The organism is Natrinema longum, assembly GCF_017352095.1.
Lineage (GTDB): Archaea > Halobacteriota > Halobacteria > Halobacteriales > Natrialbaceae > Natrinema > Natrinema longum.
In genome coordinates, this window is the sequence record NZ_CP071463.1 from 1,391,837 (window position 1) to 1,407,656 (window position 15,820).

Sequence of the window (15,820 nt, forward strand, 5' to 3'; positions counted from 1 at the left end):
CTACCGCCGCAGTCGAGTCCCGACCCGCTCGATCGCCGACGGTTCGATACCCTGGTGGACGGGGAGCACGACGAGTTCCTCCGCGAGCGCCCTCGCGGTCTCGTAGGTCTCGTCCTCGCGTACGCACCGGCGGAGCGTCGGCCAGGTGTGGGCACCCACGACGCCACAGTCCTCGAGTTCCGCGAGGAACGCCGCCGGCTCGCTCGCCCGGATGGGGACCCCGTACGGACTGATCCCCGCTGGCAGCCGTTCGTAGTACATCGTCACGTCGTCACGGGCGCTCAGTACTCGTCTCCACGCGTGGTAGTTCTCCCGGCGAGCGGATCGAATCACCGCCGGATCGGCAGTATCGATGACGAGCGTCGACAGTTTCGACATCGGAACTTTTGCGGCCTCGTATCGGTCGCCGGGCTCGGCGGCCGACGAGCCGTCGCCGTCGGAGACGGCCCGTTCGACGGATCGGTAGAGCGCCGGGCTCCGCTCGAGGACGGCTCCGGCGGCCGACGTAGCGACGAATCGCCAGTCTCTGGCGGTGAACCGGTCCGACCGGCCGGCCAGCGACGACGGGGAACACTCGGCCGTGACCGTCCCGTCGGTGCAGTAGAGCAACGCACCGTCAGGAACCGGGAGCAGTTTCCGCAACGACGTAATGCCGAGATCGCCGCTGGTCCCGAGGAGCCGCCCCTCGTGGACGCTGAGCAGTGAATGTGCGTTGTCGTCGATGTGGTACAGGTCGTAGGTGTCGGCCAGCGACGCGATCACCTCGAGGTCGGGCTGTGGAAACCCGAAGTAGTTGACCGACATGACGGCGACGGTGTCGTCGTCGATCCGGGCCTCGAGATCGGCAACGTCCGGTGCGAGCGTATCCTGCACGGCGTAGAATCGGGACTCGAGCCCGAGTTCGTGGAACGGCTCGACGACGGCGAGCGAGAGATAGGCCGGAACGAGAACGTTCTCGCCGGGTTCGACCACTCCGGCGAGGCCGTCCCGGAGCGCGACCTTTCCCGATCCGTACTCGATCGCCGCGGCCTCGTCGGTATGTCGGTCGACGAACGCGTCGATTCCCGACCCCGAACGCGAGAGCGACCGATCGAACAGGGAGGGGACTGTACTGATCATATCGAAGCACGGAACGGTCGGGCACGCTCCACGACTGGGCTGTGGACTCGAGGGTGAGAGGACCGATCGGGGTGGCCCCGGAGCCGGCGTCTGGAACCAAACGAATCGGTCGCAGTAGAACCGATCATGGACGTACGACGGCCACGAGCGGGGATTTAGTGCTAGGGAGAGTACAGACGGGAGCCGTCGAGCAATCGCGGCATACACACATCGACGGGGACAGACAGTCACGATATCCGAACCGCTATTCCGAGCGTACAGCCGCCAGCACGAGCATACACTCCGCCAGCGGTCGCATAACAAAGCACGAACGGACGAACAACGCGGCCATGGCAGGTTCGACCGACGGAGACGACCTCCGTCTGCTCGTTATCGGGGTGGACGCCGGCTGTCGGCCGGTGCTCGAGCCGTTGTTCGAGTCGGGCGACGTTCCGACCCTCGAGGGGCTGTTCGATCGCGGGACTGCCGGGGGGCTCGAATCCCAGATCCCGCCGTGGACGGCCAGCGCCTGGCCGTCGCTGTACACCGGAAAGAATCCGGGCAAACACGGCGTCTACGATTTCCTCTCGTTCGACGGCTACGACTGGGACGTCGTCAACGCGACGCACGTCCGTGCACGACCGATCTGGGAACTGTTGAACGAGCATGGCTTCTCGAGCGTCGTCGTCAACGTCCCGGTCACCCACCCCCCGCGGGCGTTCGACGGCGCGTTGATTCCCGGACTGACCGCCCCCGAGGAGCCGGACTGTCACCCGGCTGGGATCCTCGAGGACGTGAAACTCGCCTGTGGCGGCGACTACTGGCTCTATCCACAGAGCGCTCCGACACCGGACCGGTCGATCGAGGGGTACGAACGGACGGTCGAACTCCGGGGCCGGGCGTTTCGCTATCTCAGCCGACGGTTCGATCCCGACTTCGGCTTCCTCCAGTTCCAGCAGACCGACTCGGTGTTCCACGAACGACCGGGGGACAAGCGGGCGATCGAAGCGGTCTACCGCGAGGTCGATCGACAGCTCGAGGCGACCCTCGAGCGGACCGACCCCGACAACGTCCTGGTCGTCAGCGACCACGGCATGGGGAAGGTGACCGGCGACGAGTTCCGCGTCAACGAGTTCCTCCGGGAGCGCGGCGACGTCCGCGCGAAAAGTGGCGGCGAGGGGATGCCAAACTGGTCGACGTCCTGGGAGAACGACCTCCTCGAGGGTGCCGAGGCCGGCGATCACGAGCCTGGGCCGATCGAGCGGGCGATGAACGTCGCCGCGAAAGTCGGAATTACGACACAACGCGTCGCGAGCGCGCTCGACCGCGTCGGACTGAAGGAACCGATCGGGAAACGGGTCCCCAACGAGATGATCCGGGCGGCGAGCGAGCAGGTCGACTTCCCCGAATCGCGAGCGTACGTCCGTTCGAAGAGCGAACTCGGCGTTCGCATCAATCTCGAGGGTCGGGAACCCGACGGACAGGTCCCGGCCGGGGCCTACGAGAGCGTCCGCGAGGACCTCATCGAGGCGCTCTCGAGCGTTCGAACGCCCGACGGCGAGCCGATGTTCGAGGCCGTCGAGCCACGGGAGACGTACTTCGAGGGGCCACACGTGGAGGCGGCACCGGACGTGCTGACGGTCCCGCGGGGATTCGACAACGCGATCGCGGCCGACCTCGGGAAACCACAGTTCGGCGAGCCGATGGAGTCGTGGAATCACAAGCGAACCGGCGTCGTCGCCGCCGCCGGGAGCGCGTTCGATCACGACGTTTCCCTCGACGGAGCGACGATATTCGATATCGCGCCGACGATCTGTTCGCTGTTCGACGTGCCGGTCGACGCCGCGATGGACGGGACACCGCTCCCGGCCGTCGAGGGGAGCGGAGAGCGATCGTATCCGGCGTACGATCCGGCCCCGATCACGGCAACTGACGACGGGACCGTCGAAGATCGGCTGTCCGATCTGGGCTATCTATGAGTGTCGAGATACGCACCCTCGATCCCGAAACCGACGCCGACGAGTGGAACCGCTACGTCGACCGAGCGGACGGATCGAACCCGTTTTTCCGGGCCGACGCCCTCCGGTTGCAGGCCGCGGATACCGGCTCCGCGCTGTTCCTGCTCGCCGGCTTCAAGGGCCAGGAGCCGGTCGGGATCTTCCCGGTCTTCGAGTACGCCAAGGGTCCGGTCACCGGGGCGTTCTCCCCGGCTCCCCACTCGTGGGTGGGGTACCTCGGTCCCGCCCTGCTGAACGTCGCGAAACTCAAACAGCGAAAGGCCGATCGCCGGACGAAGCGCTTCCTCGAGGGCTGTCTCGAGTGGATCGACGAGGAAATCGCCCCGCTGTATTGCAAGTTCGTCACCGGCGAGTTCGACGACATCCGGCCGTTCGTCTGGAACGAATACGACGTCGAACCGAGATACACCTACGTGGTAGATCTCGATGGGACCGAATCGGAGCTGTTGGACCGATTCAGCGGCGACGCGCGAAGCAACATCAGGAACGCCGACGACACGAGGGCCGTCATCGAGGAGGGCGACGCCGACGACGTCGAACGCATCGTCGAGCAGGTCCGACAGCGCTACGCGAACCAGAACCGACCGTTCCGACTGGGTGCCGAGTTCGCGCGATCGCTGTACGAAACGCTCCCCGACGGCGCGATCCGGCCGTACGTCTGTCGGCTCGACGGCGAGTTCCTCGGCGGCATCCTGGTCGTCGAAGCGGATCGAACGCGGTATCGATGGCAGGGCGGCGTCAAACCGGACGTCGACGTCGACGTCGCGATCAACGACGTCCTCGACTGGCAGGTCATGCGCGACGGCCTCGAGACCGGGATCGCGGCCTACGACCTCGTCGGGGCCGGCGTTCCGAGCATCAACCGCTACAAGGCGAAGTTCAATCCCCGACTCGAGACCCACTACGAGGTCACCGCCGGCTCGTTCGGGATCGACCTGCTGGTCGATCGGTACCAGAAACACCGGTAGCGTCTGCGAGAGTCCGACTGCCGAACGGCAGCCACGGGGTCAAACCAGCGGCGGCCGCCAGCTTCTATGTCGCACCTCGAGCGTGTGCGTCCACCGACCGAGTCGCGGTCGCCGCGAGCGAGTCCCCCGGGATCAGTTAGGGGGTGACGATCAATTTCCCGAGAGAGCCGCCCTCGAGAACGTCGCGATGGGCCCGACCGGCGTCCTCGAGGTCGTAGCTGTCCGCGACGACGGCGGTGAGCTCACCCCGTTCCATGAGGCGACACAGCCGTTGCAAGATGTCCCGGCGTTCGGCCCTGTTTCCGAGACTCATTCCCCGCAGGGTGACCTCCTTGTTGCGCAGGGGTGCGCCGTCCGTCGCGGGAACCCCACCCATGGTCGTGACGATGTGACCGCCGGGGGCGACGACCTCGAAGTCGAGTTCGAGGTACTCCTCGAGCATGTGGTCGAGGACGATCTCGACGCCGGAGCCGTCCGTCGCATCGAGGACGTCCGCGGCGAGCGTGTCGCTGTCGTAGTTCAGGACTGTGGTCGCACCCAGCTCCCGGACCCGGTCGCCGAGATCGTCCGAGCCGACGGTGGCGATGACTGCTGCGCCGGCGCTTGCGGCGAGTTGGACGGCAACGTGGCCGACGCCGCCAGCGCCGCCGTGGATCAGGACCCGGTCGCCGGCGTCGATTCCGGCGATCCGTTCCAGCGCAGTCCAGGCGGTCGCCCCCACGTTTCCGATCGCACCGCCGACCTCGAAGGGGACACCCTCGGGGAGGCGGGCTAGTTTCATCGCGGGGAACGCCACGTATTCGGCGGTGGTCCCGCCCTCGGCGTGGCCCATCCCGGAGGCGAAGACCCGATCGCCCACGTCGAACGCGTCGACGTCCGCACCGACCTCGACGACCGTCCCGGCACCGTCGCCGCCGGGGATCGCCGGAACGTTCACGTCCCCGTACTCGCCCGACCGAAACATCGTGTCGACCGGGTTGACGCTCGCGGCGCGTATCTCGACGACGACTTCGTCCCCATCGGGGGACGGGCGCTCGACCTCGTCTACCTGAAGCACGTCCGGGCCGCCATGCTCGTGGTAACGGACGACTCGCATACCCGTGTGAACCGTCCCTCGCCCCTAAAAGTCCAGGGGTGCACCACCTCCAGAGCGGACGCGGACGGCGAGCGATCACCGGGACAGGGTGGTGACGGACAGGAGGACCGCGGCTACCCCGAAGATGGCCGGAAGGGCCCAAAAGAACTCCGTGAACGTCCGCTGTGAATCGAGGATGGCGTTGGTCGTCAGGAGCAGCCATCCCAGCGACATGCAGACGAGTAGTCCCGCGAGGGACACCTGGGCGAGTATGACCGGATAGGAGACGTCGACCTCGACATCGTCCGCCCGATCGACGTCTTCGTCCGCCCGATCCGTCGCCATACGTGATTCAAGCGGAAGACTCACATAAAGTCCTATCGCGCCCCCTATTCGGAACGCTCCTCGGATGCCTCGAGGATGGTGGCGGAGACCTGACAGGTACCCGTCAGCTATCGATCCGGTAGTTCGACTGGCGGGCGTCCTCGAGGCAGACGCGACTGGTCACCAGCCCCTCGTCCTCGAGTTTCCCCAGCGCGTAGCGGACGGTCCGTGAGCAAAGGCGGGATTCGGCCGCGATCCCCTCCTGGGTCAGCGGTGCCTCGTACTCGAGGACCTTGTAGACGAGTTTCGCACTCGGTGGGAGTTCGGAAAGCGGCCCATCGACGGCGGTTCCGTCGCCGGTCCCGGCGTCCGATTCGGTTGCACTCATGCGTCTCGGGTCGGCCACTGGGCAGGCGGCGTCTCGAAATCCGATGCTCGAGCACGAACTGCGGACGGTCCCTCCACAGGAAGTTGAGGCGGTCGCATTCTCACTCGAGCGTACGCCAGTCCGTCGTATATACGGTACTGACAGTTCAATACGACAGGGAGGACCTACCGACTATCGGCTGGGGGGGAGTCGGCGGATGGAGCGCGAGTCGTGTTCGCGACCGCGCCTCGAATCGACGCCGCCGCGGCGACGCCGGGTGGGGACTCCGAAAACGCGCGGGCAGTAACCCGTGCATAGTAAGGCAATGGCTCCCGGAGAAGCGGATATGTTCGGAACCAGCGGCATTCGCGGGCGGGTCGGAGACGAGGTGACGGCAACGCTGGCACTGTCGGTCGGCCGAGCGGTCGCCTCGGAAGGGTACGACAGGGTCGTCGTCGGGCGCGACGTGCGCGAGAGCGGCTCGATGCTCGTCGACGCGATCGGCGCGGGACTGTGCGAGTGTGGGGCGGAGGTCGTCACGGTCGGGGTCGAGGCGACGCCGACGGTCGCTCGAGCGATCGCCCATCTTGAGGCCGACGCGGGAGTGGTAGTGACGGCCTCGCACAACCCCGCGGAAGACAACGGGATCAAGCTCTGGAACCCGTCGGGGAAGGCGTTCGGTCCCGACCAGCGGGCGGCGATCGAACGACGGCTCCGCGAGGACGACTACGACCTGGTCGCGTGGGACGGCGTCGGCGAGCGCTCCCACCGCGAGGGCGTCCGCGACCACCACGCCGGCACGCTCCGGAACTCCGTCGCCCTCGAGCGATCGCCGAGCGTCATCGTCGATCTCGGCAACGGTGCCGGCGGCGTGACGGCGTCGGTACTCGACGAGTTGGACTGTCGCGTCCGCACCCTGAACGGCCAGGAAGACGGTTCGTTCCCCGGGCGGGCCAGCGAGCCGACCGAGGAGAGCCTCGAGACGCTGTCGACCCTGGTCGCGGAGACGGACGCCGAGGTGGGGATCGCACACGACGGCGACGCCGATCGGATGCTGGCGGTCGACGAAACCGGGGCCTTCGTGCCGAAAGACGCGTTGCTCGCGCTGTTCGCTCGAGAGGCAGCCGGCGCGGGAGACCGCGTCGCCGTCCCCGTCGATACCAGTCTCGCCGTCGAGGACGCGCTGGCGGGAGTCGGTGCCTCGCTGACCCGCACGCGAGTCGGGGACGTATACGTCGCGGAACGGACGACGGAATCCGACGTCGTCTTCGGTGGCGAACCGAGCGGGGCCTGGATCTGGCCCGACGAGACGCGCTGTCCGGACGGTCCGCTGGCGGCCTGCAAGCTGGTCGAACTGGTCGACCAGCGGGGGCCGCTGTCCGAACTCGTCGCAGCCATCGAGTCGTATCCGATCCGGCGAACGTCGATCGAAGTTGCGGACAAAACGGCGGTGATGGCGGCCGTGACCGACCGGGTCAGCGAACGATACGAGGACGTCGACACGCTCGACGGCGTCAGGGTCTCGACCGAGGACGGCTGGTTCCTGCTCCGTGCGAGCGGAACGCAACCGCTGGTCCGGGTCACTGCGGAGGCGCGGTCGACGTCCGACGCGGCGGCGCTGTTCGAGACTGCACGGCAACTCGTGACCGAGACGATGACAGCGGACTGAGGAGGGAAGGCAGCCCCGTCCTGATCCGGAACGACGCGGGGGAGACGGTAGGCCGACACTCGCTCGAGGGAGTCGATCGGGACGCTATCTCGCGTCTTTGGGGATGAAATCGGACGTCTTCATCTCACGGTACGTCGCGCAGTCGGGGCAGGCGTGGACGACGTCGCGATTGTCGCCGAAGACACGAGCGAACTGGCGGGTGACCTGGTTACCACAGTTGACACATCGAGGGGCGCTCGTTTGCTCTCTGGACGACATTGGCGTCCACTTCGCGGATTGGTCCGTCGACATCAACAACCCGTATCCACAGAACGGTATTTACTATAGACCGCATAATCTCCCTCGATACTGGTAGTCACGCGTTTCGACGGTAATTCACAGGTGAGAAAGACGGTTCGGATATGGAGAGTATTGGCGGCTCGTTCGGTAGAAATACGATATTTCGACCGGGTAATACGATATTTCACGGCCGGTGACCGGGACGTCGGGAGCGACCAGCTATCTGCGGGAATGACGAGGGGTAGTTCGCGACCCCCACGGGCACGGAGTCGACCGTGCAGTCGGTTCCGGGAACACCACGCTCGGCTACCGGGCCGGCCACCGTCAATCGAGTATCGGCAGGTGTCTCGTTCCGATGGCGACTGCGACGCACGGGGAGAGACCAGACGCGTGGACCCCCATCCGTTCGTGGAATAACTACCAGCAGTCGTATTGAACCGTAGAACGCACGAACGCAGATACCGACGACGATAGCCAGCCGCCAGCCCTCGAGGGGGTTCCCGTGGCCGGGCCTCGAGCGAAATGACCGTCTCTAACGGGTCACGACGGTCGCTCTGCCCCGACGACGAAACACCTAACACGGTTCCCGAGGCAAGCAGTAGATATGAGCGATTCCGTCGCTCCCACGGCGTTCTCGGGTCCACGCGCCACCGTTTTCGTAGGGGCTCCGTAGCCCCCCATTTCCCCACCCCGTTTCGACGGATGTATTGTCGCCGACCAGCATTCACCGAGCAACGACCGCTCTATGGACGAGACCCAATCAGACAGTTCGACGACGTACCGACGGCGCCCACGACGGGCGGTGAGAGCATGAGCATGGACACGCCCGAGCGAGAAGACGAACCCAGCCTCGAGGGCGGCTACGACCCGGAATCGGTCGAAACCCGCTGGCAACGGCGCTGGATCGACGAGGACGTCTACGCGTACGAGGCCGAGGAAGAGCGGGACCCGAACACGGTCTACGCGATCGACACGCCGCCACCGACGGTCTCGGGAAGCCTGCATATGGGCCACCTCTATGGCTCGACCTTGCAGGATTTCGCCGCGCGATTCCAGCGAATGCACGACGGCAACGTACTCTTTCCGTTTGGCTACGACGACAACGGGATCGCGAGCGAACGGTTGACCGAATCGGAACTGGACATCCGCCACCAGGACTACGAGCGCCGGGAGTTTCAGGAACTCTGCCGCGAGATCTGTGCGGAGTACGAGGCCGAGTTCACGGAGAAGATGCAGAACCTCGGGACCTCGATCGACTGGTCGAACACCTACAAGACGATCGAGCCCCGCGTCCAGCGGATCTCCCAACTGTCCTTCCTCGATCTCTACGAGAAGGGGCGTGAGTACCGCAAGAAGGCACCCGCGATCTGGTGTCCCGAGTGCGAGACGGCCATCTCACAGGTCGAGATGGAAGACGACGAGCGCGGCTCGCACTTCAACGACATCGCGTTCGAACTCGTCGGTGACGATGCGCCCCGCGAGGAGTTCGTCATCTCCACGACGCGACCGGAACTCATCCCGGCCTGCGTCTCCGTCTTCGTCCACCCCGACGACGAGGAGAACCAGGACCTCGTCGGCGAGACCGCTCGCATCCCGATCTTCGGCCACGAGGTGCCGATCATCGAGGACGAGCGCGTGGACATGGAGAAGGGCAGCGGCGTCGTGATGTGCTGTACCTTCGGCGACCAGAACGACATCGAGTGGTACCAGGCCCACGACCTGCCCCTGCGCGTCGCGATCGACGAATCCGCGACGATGACCGATCTCGCGGGCGAGTACGAGGGCATGTCCACCGAGGAGGCCCGCGACGCCATCGTCGAGGATCTCGACGACGAGGGCTCCCTGCGCGACCGCTGGGAGATCACCCACGCCGTGCAGGTCCACGAACGCTGCGACACCGCCGTCGAGTACCGCGTCTCCAAGCAGTGGTACGTCGAAATCTTAGATCACAAAGACGAGTACCTCAAGGCCGGCCGCGAGATGGACTGGTACCCCGAGAAGATGTTTACCAGGTACGAACATTGGATCGAGGGCCTCGAGTGGGACTGGCTGATCTCGCGCCAGCGCGACTCGGGGATCCCGTTCCCGGTCTGGTATTGTGCGGACTGCGACCATCCGGTGATGGCCGAGCGGGAGGAGCTGCCGGTCGATCCGCTGAGCGACGATCCCCCAGTCGATGCCTGTCCCGAATGTGGCCACGACGAGTTCGAGGCCGAAGAGGACGTCTTCGACACGTGGGCGACCTCCTCGCTGACGCCGCTGATCAACGCGGGCTGGGACTGGGACGCCGACGCCGAGCAGTTCACGATGGACAACCCCGAGCTCTACCCGTTCGATCTCCGCCCGCAGGGCCACGACATCATCTCCTTCTGGCTGTTCCACACCGTCGTCAAGTGCTACGAGCACACCGGCGAGGTGCCATTCGACGCGACGATGATCAACGGCCACGTGCTCGACGAGAACCGCGAGAAGATGTCCAAATCGCGGGGGAACGTCGTCGAACCCGACGAAGTGCTTTCGGAGTACCCCGTCGACGCCGTCCGGTTCTGGGCGGCCAGCGCCGCCGTCGGCGACGACTTCCCGTATCAGGAGAAGGACCTCACCGCAGGCGAGAAGCTCCTGCGAAAGCTCTGGAACGCCTCGAAACTCGTCGACACGCTCGCGCCCGCCGATCCCGACGAGCCCGCCGACCTCGAGGCGATCGATCGCTGGCTCCTCGCGGAGCTGGACGACGCCGTCGACGACCTCACGGCCCACCTCGAGGACTACGAGTTCGCGAAGGCCCGCGATCGGCTGCGGACCTTCTTCTGGAACACCTTCTGTGACGACTACCTCGAGATCGCCAAGACGCGCGAGGACAACCCGTCGACACAGTACGCGCTACGGACGGCTCACCGAACGTTCCTCGAGCTGTGGGCTCCGTTCCTGCCCCACGCGACGGAGGAGGTCTGGCAGGCCGTCTACGCAGACAGCGAGGCGCGTAGCGCCTCGGATACGTCGAACGGCGAGGGAAGCGAGCCGCGAGACAGTGACGGCGACCTCGAGAGCATCCACACCCGCGACTGGCCCGCCCCACAGGGCCACGAGGCCGACCTCGAGGCCGGCGAAACGGCTATGGAGGTCATCTCCGCGCTGCGTCGCTACAAGAGCGAACGCCAGTTGCCGCTGAACGCCGACCTCGAGTCCGTGGCCGTCTACGGCTCCATCGACGGCTTCGAGGACGCGATCCAGAACGTGATGCACGTCGACGAACTCACGGTCCTCGCGGAACCACCGGAGATCACGACCGAGGTCGCCGAAATCGACCTCGACTACTCGACGCTCGGCCCGAAATTCGGGTCGAAGGTCGGCGAGATCGACGCCGGCATCGAGAGCGGCGAGTACGAGATCGACGACGACGAGGACGTTCTGAGAGTCGCCGGCGAGGAACTCGAGGACGACCTCTTCGACGTCGAACTCGAGCGGACCTACTCGGGCGAAGGCGAGATGATCGAAACCGAGTCGGCGGTTCTCATCCTCGAGTAGCGTCCGCCGTCCCGTCTCCGAGTGTGGACCGCCGACGCACAGTGTCGGCGTGATCGGCCCCGAACCACCGGGCGACGATGCCGTGCGTCGATATCCCGTGTCCGTTCGGCGTTTCGGCGATCGGATCCACTCGATTCTGCCGGACTGTCTCGAAATCCGTCCGAAAAGACCGGTTCTAACGGAACAGTTATGCCACTATCGGCCAATCGTGAGCCGTACTCTGCTACAGCCGCTACGAGCCGACGGGTCGATCGCCGCCGTGTCAGCCGAGTACAGTGCACTATGACGACAGATATCTCGGACGCGAAACCCGTGGACATCGATCCGTCCCTGGCCCAGAACACGATCTTCGAGCTCCTACTCGAGGAACGACGCCGATACGCGTTGTACTACCTCTCCCGGACCGTGGGAGCGGTCAGCCTCGAGGACCTCATCGACCGAATCGCCGATCGAACGGATGCCGATCACGACGGAAGCGACCGGATCGCCGTCGAGTTCCACCACAACCACTTGCGAAAGTTGATCGACGCGGGGGTCCTGCGCTACGACGAAGACGCCGGGACGGTCGAGCGACGGACCGCGGCCCGTTCGCTGGACCCGTACCTCGAACTCACGTACGTCGACGACCTGTAGAACACACTCGACACTGCCCGAATCGACAGCTACGGGTGGCTCCTGGCAGATTCACACTTTTTGACCCGGGTCGCGAGCGCGAGAAACAGCGCCAGGAGGACGAAGGTAACTTCGCCCGCGGCGATCACGCCGAGTGCGTCGGCCTCGAGGAACACGCTCGTCTCCCGCGCGACGGGGATGATCGTGTGATGGGGCTCCCCGACGATCGGGACGAAGTAGTCGACGACGAGGTTGCTCCAGTACCAAACCACGGCGACGGCGACGGCCCACACCGGGAAGTCGCTGATCCGGTAGAGGACGAACGCCTGGACGACCATCGCGAGGTGGCTCCAGAAGAGGAACTGATACATCAGCGGGTGGAGATACGCGTACGAATCGGCGAACACGAGCAGCGTGTACGGGGTCCAAAGCCCCAGGACGACGTTTCCGAAGAAGGCCAGCGCGGTGAGCCACGGCTGTTCGCGACCGAGTTTCCAGGCGGCGATCGCCAGCGCGATAAACAGCGTCGCGAGCGGACTATCCGGGACCCAGGGCCACAGCACGGTCGCCGTCCCGGCGAACTGTCCCGAGTAGTACCAGAAGCCGAAGGCCGTCCCCGCGAGGTTGATCGCCACGACCAGCCACGCAAAGCGCAGGCCGAGGTCCTCGAGTATCGTCGGCACTGGCGCGAGATAGGCCGGGAGCGACTCGTCGTCGGGTCGCTGACGATCGGACAGCCGAGTCGACGCGGTCATTGTCCGGCGCGACGGACGGAGCCCGCAAAACAGTAGCGGTTGGCTTGCGGCCGCGACCCGTCCCCGCCACGGAGGCGGTTGGGAGCGAGACGCGACGGGGCTCGAGGTGGCGTCGGAGCCGGCACGTGAATGTTGCCGAACGATTTCGGCTCCTCCGGCCGAACCGTCCCCAAAGAACACGCGTAAGTGCGGTGACTCCTAACGCGGCATATGGCCGATACCACCGATCTCGAGGAACTACGGCGCGGAACCGATCTCGTCAAACGCGGATTCGCACGGATGCAGAAAGGCGGCGTCATCATGGACGTCGTCAACGAGGAACAGGCCCGAATCGCCGAGGACGCCGGTGCCGTCGCGGTCATGGCACTGGAAGCGGTCCCGGCGGACATCCGCAAGCGCGGCGGCGTCGCCCGGATGGCCGACCCCGCCGACGTCGAGGACATCGTCGACTCCGTTTCGATCCCGGTCATGGGGAAATCCCGGATCGGCCACACGAAGGAAGCCCAGATCCTCGAGGCCGTCGGGGTCGACATGATCGACGAATCGGAGGTGCTGACCCCCGCCGACGACGCCTACCACATCGACAAGCGCGACTTTACCGCGCCGTTCGTCTGTGGCGCACGCGACCTCGGCGAGGCGCTGCGTCGGATCGACGAGGGCGCGGCGATGATCCGGACGAAAGGCGAGGCCGGCACCGGCGACGTCAACCAGGCCGTCCACCACCAGCGGACGATCAAGGGTGCGATCCGAACGCTCGAGGGCATGAGCCACGAGGAACGCGAGGCGTTCGCCCGCGAGATCGAGGCACCCGCAGAACTCGTCCACGAGACCGCCGAGATGGGCCGCCTTCCCGTCGTGAACTTCGCCGCCGGCGGGATCGCGACGCCCGCCGACGCGGCGCTCATGATGCACCACGAGTGTGACGGCATCTTCGTGGGCAGCGGCATCTTCGGCGCGGAGAACCCGCCCGAAATGGCCGACGCGATCGTCCAGGCGACGAACAACTGGGACGACCCCGAGACGCTCGCGGAGATCTCGAAGAACCTCGGTAAGAGCATGAAAGGCGACGCGAACGTCGACCTCCCCGAGGAAGAGAAGATGCAGGGTCGCGGCGTCTAACTGACGGAGGACCCAGTTCCGTTTTCTGACGCCCCTGAACTGCGGCTGATCGGCAAGCACGTCCGTTTTGTGCGTCTACTGCGCCCGACTATATGAGTCAGACATCGTCCTCGACCAGCGTCGAGCAACTCCTGGACCGAATTACGGCGGGAACCGAACGGTTGCTTCAGGAAGCCGCACCCGACGGATCGGACGAGACGCGGGCGACGATAGCAGAACTCCTGGATGTCGTCGAGGAAGTCGACGATCTCCTCGAGACGATCGATTTCGAGCGGCTGCCGGACGCAGTCGACGTGTCGGCGCTTCCGGATCTCGTCGGGCGAGACGGATTCGCAAACGCGGTCCGCGAAAGGGAGCCGGACCTGGCGCTGGATCTCAGTACGATCCGGGACGTCATCGAACTGCGAGGGTTGTGGAACACCGTCGATATCGCCGATTTCTTGCGGGAATTGCGACAGCTCGAGACGGAACTCGAGGACGTCGTCGGCCCCGGCTACGCTGGTCGGAAACCGGTCTCGAACAACCCGACTGCGGTCTCGTCGGTGCCGTACGGTCCGTTACCGGCCAGCGTCTCGACGAGAGTGTCGACCGTTCCGACGAACGTTCGGCATGCGAAGGTCGATGCGCTCCCTCGGATCTACAGTCGCCGCTGGACGACTGCCGGCCGATCGAAATGAGCCGCCGCTCCCACCGCGGCCGACACGGCGAACCGCTACCACCACCGCTGGAGCGGCGGAACGATGCCCGCTCGGACGAGCGCGAGAACGGCGAGATACGTCATGGTCGCGCCACAACACAGTGACAGTATCACCACAGGCGCGATTCGAGTCCCGACGACGGCACCGCCGATCGCCGCCACGAGTGACCCGATCTGGACGCTCCGTCGGTCCCAGTATCGCCGGACGGTGTCGTACTCTCGAGTGGCAAGCAGTTCGAACGCGATCGTTGCGATACCGCCGCCGAGCAGGAAAAACGGGGACAGCGATACGTCGGCGAGGACGGCGAGGCCCACGAACGCAGCGAGCGCGAGCACCGCGAGCGCGGCGTCGGTTCGCGTTCCCATTCCTACGAGCCGTCGCGATACAGCGTCGCACCCTCGCCGATCGCGGTCTGATACGCGCGACTCTCCACGCCGGCCGCGTCGAAAGCGTCGACCATCGCCGAGGCGATCGCCCGCTGCTCCCGGCGGCGACAGACCGCGAGGATCCCCGGGCCGGCACCGCTGACCGTCACGCCGGTCGCGCCCGCCTCGAGGGCGGCCTCGCGAACCGACTCGTAGCCGTCGATCAGTTTGGTCCGTTCGGGCGTGACGATGTCGTCGCGCATGCCGCTCCCGACGAGGTCGGGATCGTCTCGCGTCATGCCGACGGTCAGCGTGGCGGCGCTGCCGACGGTGTCGACGACGTCGTCCATGGAAGCCGAATCAGGGACGACGCCGCGTGCATCGCGCGTGGACACGGAAATTTCGGGAAGACAGGCGACGACGGGGACGGCGGCATCGACCTGCGTGACGCCGTCGTCGGTGACGATCGTGAACCCGCCTAACAGCGCGGGGGCGACGTTGTCGGCGTGGGCTTCACCGGAGACGAGCGCCTCGCCTTCGGCGGCGACGGGGACGAGTTCCCGTCGGGAACGCCCGCGGTCGTAGAGCGCGTTCAGTGCCACGGCAGCACCGGCGGCGCTCGCTGCCGACGATCCCAGCCCCGAGGACGGCCGGACGCCCTTATCGATCCGGATACGGGCGGGGGCGTCCAACGCCTTCGCAACCGCACCGACGGTATTCTTTGCAGGGTCCTCCGGGATGTACTCGCTGCCAGCGCCGGTAACCGTAATCGTCGTTTCCGGGGCGCGTTCGACCCTGATCACGTCGGCGGGCGTCCCGAGAGCAACGCCGAAGACGTCGAAGCCACTCCCGAGGTTCGCACTCGTCGCAGGTGCCCGCACGGTGAGCATGCCGATTCCTTCCGAGACGGCGGTCAAAAAGGTAGCGAACGAGACCGACCACCGACGG

The 15,820-nt window shown here is 65.9% G+C and carries 15 protein-coding genes; 7 read left to right on the forward strand and 8 right to left on the reverse strand.

Annotated features, from left to right (window positions below):
- The gene (locus J0X27_RS06935; RefSeq protein WP_207271652.1) at nt 1–1,119 is read right to left on the reverse strand and encodes a DegT/DnrJ/EryC1/StrS family aminotransferase; all 1,119 of its coding nucleotides are present in this window, start codon (nt 1,117–1,119) and stop codon (nt 1–3) included.
- A gap of 329 nt (nt 1,120–1,448) precedes the next feature.
- On the opposite strand from J0X27_RS06935, the gene J0X27_RS06940 reads away from it, so the two are divergent.
- Both J0X27_RS06940 and J0X27_RS06945 read left to right on the forward strand, forming a co-directional pair.
- On the forward strand, nt 1,449–3,077 hold the full coding sequence (locus J0X27_RS06940) for an alkaline phosphatase family protein (RefSeq protein WP_207271653.1): 1,629 nt from the start codon (nt 1,449–1,451) through the stop codon (nt 3,075–3,077).
- On the forward strand, nt 3,074–4,084 hold the full coding sequence (locus tag J0X27_RS06945) for a lipid II:glycine glycyltransferase FemX (protein WP_207271654.1): 1,011 nt from the start codon (nt 3,074–3,076) through the stop codon (nt 4,082–4,084). Before J0X27_RS06940 ends, J0X27_RS06945 begins: the two co-directional genes overlap by 4 nt.
- Before the next feature lie 136 nt (nt 4,085–4,220).
- Here the strand turns inward: J0X27_RS06945 and J0X27_RS06950 are convergent, their stop codons facing one another.
- The 3 genes from J0X27_RS06950 to J0X27_RS06960 form a co-directional block, all read right to left on the reverse strand.
- Nucleotides 4,221–5,180: an NADPH:quinone reductase gene (locus J0X27_RS06950; protein WP_207271655.1), complete on the reverse strand. Its 960-nt coding sequence runs from the start codon at nt 5,178–5,180 to the stop codon at nt 4,221–4,223.
- A gap of 75 nt (nt 5,181–5,255) precedes the next feature.
- Nucleotides 5,256–5,504: a hypothetical protein gene (locus J0X27_RS06955; protein WP_207271656.1), complete on the reverse strand. Its 249-nt coding sequence runs from the start codon at nt 5,502–5,504 to the stop codon at nt 5,256–5,258.
- Nucleotides 5,505–5,607: 103 nt separating this feature from the next.
- Nucleotides 5,608–5,871, reverse strand: a complete 264-nt coding sequence (locus J0X27_RS06960; RefSeq protein WP_207271657.1) for a MarR family transcriptional regulator — start codon at nt 5,869–5,871, stop codon at nt 5,608–5,610.
- A gap of 325 nt (nt 5,872–6,196) precedes the next feature.
- Between J0X27_RS06960 and glmM the strand changes: the two genes are divergently transcribed.
- Nucleotides 6,197–7,519 (forward strand): phosphoglucosamine mutase, encoded by a 1,323-nt coding sequence (gene glmM / locus J0X27_RS06965; RefSeq protein ID WP_207271658.1) that lies wholly within the window; start codon nt 6,197–6,199, stop codon nt 7,517–7,519.
- An 84-nt stretch (nt 7,520–7,603) separates the two neighbouring features.
- On the opposite strand, the gene J0X27_RS06970 is transcribed toward glmM, so the two are convergent.
- The gene (locus J0X27_RS06970; RefSeq protein WP_097381319.1) at nt 7,604–7,810 is read right to left on the reverse strand and encodes a DUF7563 family protein; all 207 of its coding nucleotides are present in this window, start codon (nt 7,808–7,810) and stop codon (nt 7,604–7,606) included.
- A gap of 804 nt (nt 7,811–8,614) precedes the next feature.
- On the opposite strand from J0X27_RS06970, the gene J0X27_RS06975 reads away from it, so the two are divergent.
- Both J0X27_RS06975 and J0X27_RS06980 read left to right on the forward strand, forming a co-directional pair.
- Nucleotides 8,615–11,323 carry a valine--tRNA ligase gene (locus J0X27_RS06975; RefSeq protein ID WP_207272049.1) on the forward strand — a complete coding sequence of 903 codons (2,709 nt, stop codon included), beginning with the start codon at nt 8,615–8,617 and terminating at the stop codon, nt 11,321–11,323.
- Nucleotides 11,324–11,605: 282 nt separating this feature from the next.
- Entirely contained in the window at nt 11,606–11,956 is a 351-nt protein-coding gene (locus J0X27_RS06980) for a DUF7344 domain-containing protein (protein WP_207271659.1), read from the forward strand.
- A 29-nt stretch (nt 11,957–11,985) separates the two neighbouring features.
- On the opposite strand, the gene J0X27_RS06985 is transcribed toward J0X27_RS06980, so the two are convergent.
- Nucleotides 11,986–12,690 carry a DUF1405 domain-containing protein gene (locus tag J0X27_RS06985; RefSeq protein ID WP_207271660.1) on the reverse strand — a complete coding sequence of 235 codons (705 nt, stop codon included), beginning with the start codon at nt 12,688–12,690 and terminating at the stop codon, nt 11,986–11,988.
- A 210-nt stretch (nt 12,691–12,900) separates the two neighbouring features.
- On the opposite strand from J0X27_RS06985, the gene pdxS reads away from it, so the two are divergent.
- Both pdxS and J0X27_RS06995 read left to right on the forward strand, forming a co-directional pair.
- A complete protein-coding gene (gene pdxS / locus J0X27_RS06990) occupies nt 12,901–13,809 on the forward strand; it encodes a pyridoxal 5'-phosphate synthase lyase subunit PdxS (protein ID WP_207271661.1) in 909 nt (302 codons plus the stop codon).
- 92 nt (nt 13,810–13,901) lie between these two features.
- Nucleotides 13,902–14,486 carry a hypothetical protein gene (locus J0X27_RS06995; protein ID WP_207271662.1) on the forward strand — a complete coding sequence of 195 codons (585 nt, stop codon included), beginning with the start codon at nt 13,902–13,904 and terminating at the stop codon, nt 14,484–14,486.
- Nucleotides 14,487–14,521: 35 nt separating this feature from the next.
- On the opposite strand, the gene J0X27_RS07000 is transcribed toward J0X27_RS06995, so the two are convergent.
- Nucleotides 14,522–14,872 (reverse strand): hypothetical protein, encoded by a 351-nt coding sequence (locus J0X27_RS07000; protein ID WP_207271663.1) that lies wholly within the window; start codon nt 14,870–14,872, stop codon nt 14,522–14,524.
- A gap of 2 nt (nt 14,873–14,874) precedes the next feature.
- Nucleotides 14,875–15,762 (reverse strand): homoserine kinase, encoded by an 888-nt coding sequence (locus J0X27_RS07005; protein ID WP_207271664.1) that lies wholly within the window; start codon nt 15,760–15,762, stop codon nt 14,875–14,877.
- Nucleotides 15,763–15,820 lie beyond the last annotated feature (58 nt).